The sequence below is a fragment of the Microbacterium mitrae genome, assembly GCF_008017445.1.
Taxonomy (GTDB): domain Bacteria; phylum Actinomycetota; class Actinomycetes; order Actinomycetales; family Microbacteriaceae; genus Microbacterium; species Microbacterium mitrae.
On sequence record NZ_VRSW01000001.1, the window covers coordinates 59,485 to 68,512 of the forward strand.

Here is a 9,028-nt window from a genome sequence, read left to right on the forward strand (position 1 = left end):
GCCTCCAAGTTTGTGGGATTTAGTCCAGCCTATGCAGGCGCTTGGGGGGAGTGGAATTGGTTGGGCTGAATCTACGAAGCGGTTTCCGGCGTCTCGACGGGCGTTTGAAGGCTTTCTACAAAGGCGTCGGCGATAATCTGTGAGGTTTCCTCAATCTGCCACTCGCGTGCACCGAGGGCGCGGAGTGCATTGCCTACCGATTCGGCGTCATCGCCCGGGTGATCCCACGAAACCCGACGCAGAAACTCGGGGGTGAGCAGGTTTTCGGTTGGCATGTGAAGCGCCTCGGCCGCAGCCTCAATAGCCGGGCGTGCCGTCTTGTAGCGAAGATCGGCTGCCGGGTTGCGGTCCGCCCACGCGCGGGGCGGTGGCAGGGCGTCACTCGGTACGCGATCCATCGGGAGATCTTCAGCTGCGCGACCGGCCTCGATCGCCGCCCACCACCGATCGAGCTGGCTGCGACTTGCGCGGCCGTTGAAAGACTTGAGTGCGCTGAGCTCCTGCTTTGATGACGGGTCAGCCATGATTGCGGCAACCAGTGAGCGGTCCGGAACCAAGCGACCAGGGGCAACGTCTTGTGCGCGTGCAAAATCTTCACGTGCCTGCCACAGTGAGCGGGCGACCGCGAGGTTGCGTCGACCACGAACGCTGTGCAGCCCGCTGAGGCGCCGCCATGGATCTTCCCGCGGTGGCTTTGGCTCTTTCAGTCGCACGGCTTCGAACTCTTGACGCGCGATCTCGGTCTTGCCCTGTTCTTCCAGCTCGGCGTTCACGATCTCGTAGGCGTCGACCAGATGCAATACGTCAAGCGCCGCGTACTCCAGCCAAGACTGCGGCAGGGGCCTTGTCGACCAGTCGTCTGCGGAGTGCGCCTTGGCCAGGGTGATGCCCAGCGTGCGTTCAATCACGGCGCCGAGGCCGACGCGGTCGTACCCCAACAGACGCGACGCCAGTTCGGTGTCGAAGATGGCGCTGGGGTACAGACCCTCTTCGTGCAGAGAGGGGAGGTCTTGGCTCGCAGCATGCAACAGCCACGGAACGTCGCCAATCGTCTCTTGCAGCCCGGAGAAGTCCCCAATGGCAGGCGGATCAAACAGAAAGACCCCCGCGCCGCGGCGATACACCTGAATCAGGTACGCACGCTGCGAGTAGCGAAATCCGGAGGCCCGCTCAACGTCGACGGCGACGGGCCCGGTTCCGCTCTTTAACAGCTCCAGCGCCTCGGCAAACTCGGAAGCCTCATCGATGACGTGATATTCAGTCACGCTCGGCCTTTCTCGCACCAAGTACGGCGATGCGCTCTGACCCTGGCGGCAGCCCGGCGAGCATGCAAACCAGCTCGGCCCAGGCGGCCACGTGGCCCGCAATGTTGTCTGTCGGTGACCATGATGCGCGCAACTCGATCTGCGCCCCATCGCCCTCGTCGGCGAGCGTTCCAAAACCCCGTGACAGGGTTTTGGTTGCCGTGCCAGAGGCCGCGCGGTAGGGAGCGTTGTGTGAAGCGAGCGCGTCAGTCAGCCAAGACCAGGCTACCTCCGCGAGCAGCGGGTCGATGCCGATCTCGGTTTCTAGCGGTGCTTGGGCAAAGCACACGATGCGCCACGGGCTTTCCCAGCCATCCGGAATCTCCGGATCATGCAGCAACACGAGCCGTCCGGTTCCGTACAACGACTCGCCATCTTCGCCGGGGCGTACGTCTCCCGCGAGGGCGAGAGATTCGGGCGCAAGGCCCGTCGGTGCCGGAATCTCGCGCACCGCCAAGTCATCCCGCAGCGCCAGCGCCATCACGAGTTCGCGGGCATGGCTGAACTCTGCGCTCAGTCCCGAATCTTCCGTCACGGCGCCAGACTAGAATGAGACCTGCATGAAGACTTCCAGGCGCGCCGTTTCGTTGCCCTTCGTCACGGCTATTCGCGTCACTATGGGCATTGTTGGTGGTGCCACGCTCCTTGCGGCAAGCGCAATCGGTGCGGCGTCGCTGCTGATGGCGAAGCGCGTGGTAACGCCGAGTAAACGTGAGCCAGACACGCGAATTGATGCGCTCGATCTGCGCGCTCAAACCATCACACTTTCGCGCACGCCAGATACCGAGCTCCCCGGCCGCTACGGCCTGCACGTGTCGGGCACACAGGACTACCTGAAGTTGGGTGCCGTACTCTCCACGACCGACGATACGGTAACGCGCAAGCTCCTGACCCAGGTCGATGCGACCTCGCGCCTTGACCGCGAGGCGATTTTCTCGGGTTGGTACTACGACAGCCCCGACGACCTGCGGCTGGACTACACGCCAGAACTGATCGGCACCGCAGTCGGCCCAAGCCCCGCATGGTTGTTCCCTGGCGGTGATACCTGGGCCATCGTGGTGCACGGACGCGGAACCACGCGAGCAGAAACCCTGCGGGCGGCACCCGTCTTTGATGCACTTGGGTACACCACGCTTATCGTCTCGTACCGCAACGACGGTGATGCCCCGCGCAGTGCCTCCGGAACCTACGGGCTCGGCTCAACGGAGTGGCGCGATGTTGACGCCGCAATGGCGTATGCGCGCCGCAACGGCGCCAAGCGCATCGTGCTCATGGGATGGTCGATGGGTGGAGCCATCGTGATGCAGGCCATGTTGCAGTCTCCGCACGCGGCGCTCATCGCCGGTGTCATTCTCGACTCACCGGTCGTCAACTGGCGTGATGTGCTGGCGTATCAGGCCGAGCTCAACCGGGTGCCTGCGGCGATCGGAACACTCGCGGTCGCGGCACTGGAGACCCCGCTGGGCGCGAAGGTCGCCGGAGCGGAGGGAAAGATTCCGTTCAACGACATGAACATGCTGCAGCGTGCCGATGCGCTGCGGCTTCCGATGCTGATCTTGCACTCGGACGACGATGGTTTCGTGCCGTCTGACGCCTCACGCGCGTTGGCTGCGGCGCGGCCTGATCTCGTCACGCTGGAGAGCTTCACCGTCGCGCGCCACACCAAACTGTGGAACTACGACGAGACGCGGTGGACCAACGCGATCACCGCCTGGGCGCTGGCCCTGCAAAACGCGAGCCCCATGGTTCCGCTCGACGTCGTTGCCCGCGATGACGAAGAAGACCGCGTCACCGCCGAAGAATCAGACTGACGACTTCTTCTCGCGCACCTGACGCTTGGCGCGCATGAGCATGCCGGTCATGCCGCCGATGCGAAGCGCGGAGACCGCCTTCGTGAGGCCAATCGACTGCGGGTAGTCATCGGGAATGGCGAGTACCTCATCGGCACTGAGACCGGTGAGCCCCTGTGCGAGGATGCTGGCGAAGCCGCGCGTGGTTGGCGCTTCTTTCGGCGCCGTCGCGTGCATCGATACCACGTCGTTCTCATCGACATCAACGACGATGTACACCGGCGACTGGCATTCGATGACCCGTTCTTGAAGCTCCGGGTGCCCCTCATACTTGGCCGGAATAGCCGGCAATTCGTTCGCAAACTCAAGAAGGAGCAGCAGGCGATCCTGCTGCTCCAACTCGAGGAAGTCTTCGCGGATGTCCGCGAGGGTCTGGGGGAGAGGTGAAGTGCTCATCCTCTCCATTCTCCCACGGCGCTTTAGCGGCGGACGGGAACCTCGCCGGGCTCCGTGCCGTCAACGATCGGCACGCGCACGCTGCTGCCCCACTCGGTCCACGAGCCGTCGTAGTTACGAACGTCGTCGAATCCGAGCAGGTACTTGAGCGCGAACCAGGTGTGCGAGGAGCGCTCGCCGATGCGGCAGTACGCAACAATGCTGTCGCCGTCGTTCAGGCCAGCGCCGTCGCGGTACAGGGCGTCAAGCTCGACGCGTGACTTGAAGCCACCGTCCTCGTCAACGGCCTTCGACCACGGAACCGACTGTGCCGACGGAATGTGGCCCGCGCGCAGGGCGCCCTCTTCGGGGTAGGCAGGTGCCGTGGTGCGTTCGCCGGAGTATTCCTCGGGCGAACGCACATCGATGAGCGGGTTGCCGAGGTGAGCCAGAACGTCATCCTTGTAGGCGCGGATCACGCTGTCGTCGCGCTCGATAACCGGGTACTCGGTCGCCGCGCGCTCGGTGCGCTCGGTCGTGAGCGGGCGGCCCTCGGCGATCCACTTGTCGCGGCCGCCATCGAGCAGACGCACATCTGCGTGGCCGAACAGCTCAAATACCCAGAGCGCGTACGCTGCCCACCAGTTGGTCTTGTCGCCGTAAATGACGACGGTGTCGTCGCGAGAGATGCCCTTGCGGCTCAGCAGCTCGGCAAAGCCTTCACCGTCGACGTAGTCGCGGACGACGGGCTGGTTGAGCTCGGTGTGCCAGTCAACCTTCACGGCACCGGGAATGTGCCCGACTTCGTACAGCAAGACGTCTTCATCGGATTCAACGACGACGAGGCCGGGCTGGCCGAGGCGCTCTTGAAGCCACTCGCCGGTCACCAACTTCTCTGGGTGCGCGTACGCGGCGAACTTCTCGGAAGTTGTGTCGAACTCGATAGGCACGAGGACTCCTCGGGGTGAAAGGGGTGAAGTGTGGTTCAGAGACGGCGTAGGGTTGACACCGTGCCTTTCAAGCCTATGGCTCTGCGCTCGACGCGGCACGTTTTCGTAAAAGTTCGACACAGGAAACCATGACCGCGAATGCAGCCCCGGTGGGCGTTGTCCATCTGACAGACCGTAATCCTCAGGTGAGTGGCGCCGACATGTTGGCGAGCCTCGTTCCGCCGCCGCAGTTTGACGGTGCGACGTTTGACACGTATCGGGTTGATCCTGCGTTCCCGTCACAGCAGGAGGCGAAAGATCTCCTCACGACGTTCGCCGTTGGTTCCGGCCCGATCAAGCGCGGCGGTTTGTTTTCTCGCAAGCCTAAAGAGCCCGAGATGAAGCCAGGCGTTTATCTCGATGGTGGGTTCGGTGTTGGTAAGACGCACCTGCTGGCGTCGATTTATCACTCGATGCCGGCGAGGCGAAAGTTCTTCGGATCGTTCATTGAGTACACCGCTATCGTCGGAGCGCTCGGTTACAAGAACACCGTCGAGCACTTCTCAGGTGCCGGCCTGTTGTGCATTGATGAGTTCGAGCTCGACGATCCGGGCGACACCATGGTGATGACGCGCATGCTGGGGGAGTTGGTGCGCTCCGGAACCAAGTTGGCAGCCACCAGCAATACGCCTCCGAACGCGCTCGGCGAGGGGCGATTCGCCGCGCAAGACTTCTTGCGCGAGATTCACGCGATGAGCGACAGCTTTCAGACGATTCGCATCGACGGCACCGATTACCGCCAGCGTGCGCTCGATGGGCACGCGATCGCCCTGGGCGAGGCTGACTACGACACCCAGGTCGCGGAGTTCGCACAGGCCGGCGGTGCGTCAGACGATGCCTTCGACGACCTCATTCGTCACCTCGCGCTCGTGCACCCATCGCGGTACATCCGTCTCATCGACGGCCTCAGCGCGGTGGGCTTGCGTGGCGTACACACGCTCACCGACCAGAGCGAAGCCCTTCGTTTCGTGGCTTTCGTAGACCGTGTTTATGACGCACAGATTCCGATGCGCGCGACCGGCACTCCGCTCGACCAGGTGTTTAGCGAAGAGATGCTCGGCGGTGGCTACCGCAAGAAGTACCTCCGCGCGATTTCGCGTCTTAACGCGCAGACGCACTCTTAACTCTTCAGCCCGGGGGCCCGGTTCCGCTCTCCCTGCACTTCAGTAGGGGATGCGAGCCAGGCTTTCGGCTTTTCGAAACAGGTTGTTAACAGACGGCGCCGACGCGTAATCGACGCGAAACACAACATGATCGTTTCTCGAAACTCACGACCGTGACACTGGGCTCACCCGGTTGAAGTTCACATCAATCCGGGACCCTAACGGATTGAGGAACGACATGGACAGTGGAAACCTCGCTTGGGCGGTGACCGCAACCGCACTCGTGCTTGTGATGACCCCGGGCGTTGCATTCTTTTACGGCGGCCTCGTCAAAGCGAAGAGCGTCATCAGCATGATGATGATGAGCTTTGGCGCGATCGCGCTGGTCGCGGTGCTGTGGATTCTCTACGGCGCCAACATGAGCGTTGTCGAGAACCCGACAGACTTTGCCGGCAACCCGTTCAGTGACTTTGGGCTGGCAAACGCGTCAAGCGATCAGCTCGTTGGGATCGCGTACGGCGCGACGTTCGCCATCATCTCCGTTGCTCTGATCTCGGGTGCCATCGCCGACCGCGCAAAGTTCGGTTCGTGGATGATCTTCGTCGGCGTTTGGGCGACGCTCGTCTACTTCCCGGTCGCCGCGTGGGTATGGGGTGGTGGCTGGGCATTCTCGCTCGGCGAGTTCTTCGGCTTCGACACCACCACGATTGACTACGCCGGTGGCACCGCGGTTCACATTAACGCCGGTGCAGCGGCCCTCGCCCTCGCCATCGTGCTGGGCAAGCGCCTGGGCTTTCAGAAAGGCATTCAGAAGCCGCACAACGTGCCGCTCGTTCTTCTTGGCGCTGCGCTGCTGTGGTTCGGCTGGTTCGGTTTTAACGCGGGCGCTGAGGGCACGTTCGGTCTGCTGGGTACCGAAGACAGCCGGGTCGGGCTCATCGTCATCAACACGCTGGGTGCGACGGCAGCCGCGATCGTCGGCTGGCTCGTGATCGAAAAGATCAAGGTCGGCAAGCCCACCTCGGTCGGCGCTGTCTCGGGGGCGGTTGCGGGGCTCGTGGCGATCACGCCGGCGTGTGCTGACCTGGCGCCGGGCTGGGCGCTCGTGCTCGGTCTGATCACCGGTGCCGTGTGCTGCTTCGCGGTTGAGCTTAAGTGGAAGCTCGGCTACGACGACTCGCTGGACGTCGTGGGAATCCACCTCGTTGGCGGCCTCATCGGAACCATTTCTATCGGCTTCTTCGGCACGAACGTCGGCCTGCTGACGGGTGGTGACGCATCGCAGCTCGTGCTGCAGGTGCTGTCGTCGCTGGGCGTGCTCATCTACTCCTTCGTCGTCGCCTACGTGATTGGTCTGATCATTGAAAAGACGATGGGATTCCGCATCAAGAACGAGGACGAACTCGCCGGCGTGGACACCGCCGTCCACGGCGAAGAGGGATACCTCATGGAGGAGCGCGTCTAAGCGAACCTCAATCCACAGGGGGTGCCGGCAAAGCGGCGCCCCCTGTGGCGTGGGTACAGTAGTCAGGTGGCGAATAACACCGGCTGGATCCGACAACTCATCGAAATGCTCCTTCGACTGCTGACGTCGTCGAAGTCGAGCGGAACCAGTGGATCGGCTGGCGGCACGTCACGACCTCAGGGCGGTGCGGGTAGCGCCAAGCTCAAGCCGCAGCCGCACAAGAAACCGAAGAAGCCGTCGGGCGGAACCACGTCGTCGGCTGCCGGAAGCAAGTCACCATCGCGTGGTGGCGACGACATCAGTGTTGGGCAGCTGGACGACTCCCGCACGATCGAAATCGCGCCGCCTGCGAAGGGCAAGCTGACGATCAGCTACGACCCGTCAACCGACAATGACCCGGATGCTGGCGAGATCATCTGGACGTGGGTGCCCTACGAAGAGAACGACGGCCGCGGCAAGGACCGACCCGTGCTGATCATCGGCCGTCAGAACCGTGACCGGGTGTACGCCGTGCGCCTTACCAGCAAGTCGCACGATGGTGACCGCGACTACCTCTCGATTGGTTCGGGGGCCTGGGATCCGCAGGGGCGGCCGAGCTGGGTCGACATCGACCAGGTCTACAGCGTGCATCACGACGGGATGCGACGCGAAGCCGCGGCCCTCGATCTCAAGCGGTTTGCCGTGGTCGCAGACGCCCTCGTGCGTCGCTACGGCTGGGCGGTCGCCGGTAAGTAGCTTCACGCACGGCGGGTAGGCTAGATAGGTTGTTGATCGGAGCCTGAAATCAATCCTCGCCCTGCCATCGCGATCCCCGTACGCGGCGTTGTTGTATCCGTTATCGCATCGATTCTGTTTGGCGCGGTTGCTCTCCTCGGCGCACGCCTCGATGGCTTCACGTCAGAAGAAGTGACGGCTTGGCGCGTTGTCTTTATCGTGCTGGCGTTGGCGGCGGTGCATATCCCGCGTAGCCAGCGCCGCGAGTTTGTCGCCGACGCGAAACGCATCGTGACCAGCGCGACCCGCATCCTTGTCTTGCTGGTCTGCACCACGATCATGTGGTTTCAACTCTGGGTCTTTATGTGGGGAAGCGCCAACGGGCGCTCCCAAGATGTCGCGATGGGGTACTTTCTGCTGCCACTCGTCATGGTGCTCGTCGGACGCGTGCTGTTTCGCGACGCCATGTCGCCGTGGCAGCGCGCCGCGGTTATTGCGGCTGCGGTCGGCGTGCTGGCGCAGCTGGTGTCGACGCGCTCGGTGGGCTGGCCGGTGCTGCTGATCGCGGGGCTCTACCCGGTGTACTTCGCGCTGCGTCGTTGGTTTGACATGGACACGAAGCACGTCTTTCTCATGGAAGCCTTACTGCTGCTGATTCCCGCAGCGTTCTTCATCGGAACCGGTGCTTTCGTCACGGGGACGGCGCCGGCATCAACACCCACGCTTCTCGTCGTCGTGGGGCTGAGCGGTATCGCGATGACGCTGTACATTATGGCCTCGACGTGGCTACCGCTCGGACTATTCGGGCTTCTCAGCTACCTGGAGCCGGTGCTGCTGTTGGCGGCCGCCGTTGCTCTCGGCTATGCCCTAGGCCTGACAGATATTTTTGTATACGGCCCGATTCTGGTTGCGCTGGTGTTTCTCATTGTTGGGGGAGCGCGAGCCAAGCGCGGTGAGCCTGTCACGATCAGCGGCCAAGCGGTGCTGACAACGACTGGCACGGTACCGATCGTGTTGCCCACGGCGGCCGAACTCAACGCGAAGTAGGGTTGACTGTGTAGAAAGTTGCCTGGCACGGCAATCGCGATCGCGTGAAATTACTGGTGTCAGTGCATTAAACGCGGCGGTCATCGTTTGACTGGTTCGCATTTTGCGTGTTGAATCAAAATAAGTTGAATTTTGTCTGCAAGTTTTGATAGCCCTAACGCGCACGATCTGCGCTCCGTGT

The 9,028-nt window shown here is 62.7% G+C and carries 9 protein-coding genes; 5 read left to right on the top strand and 4 right to left on the bottom strand.

What is annotated here, in order from left to right; genetic code table 11:
- Positions 1-71 precede the first annotated feature (71 nt).
- A complete protein-coding gene (locus FVP60_RS00255) occupies positions 72-1,265 on the bottom strand; it encodes an HRDC domain-containing protein (protein WP_246132405.1) in 1,194 nt (397 codons plus the stop codon).
- On the bottom strand, positions 1,258-1,785 hold the full coding sequence (locus tag FVP60_RS00260) for a DUF3000 domain-containing protein (protein ID WP_246132479.1): 528 nt from the start codon (positions 1,783-1,785) through the stop codon (positions 1,258-1,260). Before FVP60_RS00260 ends, FVP60_RS00255 begins: the two co-directional genes overlap by 8 nt.
- Before the next feature lie 79 nt (positions 1,786-1,864).
- On the opposite strand from FVP60_RS00260, the gene FVP60_RS00265 reads away from it, so the two are divergent.
- The gene (locus tag FVP60_RS00265) at positions 1,865-3,115 is read left to right on the top strand and encodes an alpha/beta hydrolase family protein (protein WP_147824292.1); all 1,251 of its coding nucleotides are present in this window, start codon (positions 1,865-1,867) and stop codon (positions 3,113-3,115) included.
- Here FVP60_RS00265 and FVP60_RS00270 read toward each other — a convergent pair.
- Both FVP60_RS00270 and FVP60_RS00275 read right to left on the bottom strand, forming a co-directional pair.
- On the bottom strand, positions 3,107-3,550 hold the full coding sequence (locus FVP60_RS00270) for a SufE family protein (RefSeq protein ID WP_147824293.1): 444 nt from the start codon (positions 3,548-3,550) through the stop codon (positions 3,107-3,109). The two genes, FVP60_RS00265 and FVP60_RS00270, sit on opposite strands and share 9 nt — an antisense overlap.
- A gap of 23 nt (positions 3,551-3,573) precedes the next feature.
- Complete coding sequence (locus FVP60_RS00275; RefSeq protein ID WP_147824294.1) at positions 3,574-4,479, bottom strand: sulfurtransferase; 906 nt, start codon at positions 4,477-4,479, stop codon at positions 3,574-3,576.
- A 128-nt stretch (positions 4,480-4,607) separates the two neighbouring features.
- Here FVP60_RS00275 and zapE point away from each other — a divergent pair, with 128 nt between their 5' ends.
- The 4 genes from zapE to FVP60_RS00295 all read left to right on the top strand — a co-directional run bounded on the left by zapE (position 4,608) and on the right by FVP60_RS00295 (position 8,847).
- Positions 4,608-5,642, top strand: a complete 1,035-nt coding sequence (gene zapE, locus FVP60_RS00280) for a cell division protein ZapE (protein ID WP_147824295.1) — start codon at positions 4,608-4,610, stop codon at positions 5,640-5,642.
- A gap of 217 nt (positions 5,643-5,859) precedes the next feature.
- A complete protein-coding gene (locus FVP60_RS00285) occupies positions 5,860-7,086 on the top strand; it encodes an ammonium transporter (RefSeq protein ID WP_147824296.1) in 1,227 nt (408 codons plus the stop codon).
- Between the two features lie 66 nt (positions 7,087-7,152).
- Positions 7,153-7,821 carry a type II toxin-antitoxin system PemK/MazF family toxin gene (locus FVP60_RS00290; protein ID WP_246132406.1) on the top strand — a complete coding sequence of 223 codons (669 nt, stop codon included), beginning with the start codon at positions 7,153-7,155 and terminating at the stop codon, positions 7,819-7,821.
- A gap of 72 nt (positions 7,822-7,893) precedes the next feature.
- Positions 7,894-8,847 carry an EamA family transporter gene (locus tag FVP60_RS00295; protein WP_281289116.1) on the top strand — a complete coding sequence of 318 codons (954 nt, stop codon included), beginning with the start codon at positions 7,894-7,896 and terminating at the stop codon, positions 8,845-8,847.
- Positions 8,848-9,028: the final 181 nt, after the last annotated feature.

Bases quoted from the DNA above. Each gene is read 5' to 3' on its own strand.
- FVP60_RS00285 (WP_147824296.1), top strand. From the start codon at position 5,860: ATGGACAGTGGAAACCTCGCTTGGGCGGTGACCGCAACCGCACTCGTG.
- FVP60_RS00265 (WP_147824292.1), top strand. From the start codon at position 1,865: ATGAAGACTTCCAGGCGCGCCGTTTCGTTGCCCTTCGTCACGGCTATT.
- FVP60_RS00260 (WP_246132479.1), bottom strand. From the start codon at position 1,785: ATGGCGCTGGCGCTGCGGGATGACTTGGCGGTGCGCGAGATTCCGGCA.
- FVP60_RS00270 (WP_147824293.1), bottom strand. From the start codon at position 3,550: ATGAGCACTTCACCTCTCCCCCAGACCCTCGCGGACATCCGCGAAGAC.
- zapE (WP_147824295.1), top strand. From the start codon at position 4,608: ATGACCGCGAATGCAGCCCCGGTGGGCGTTGTCCATCTGACAGACCGT.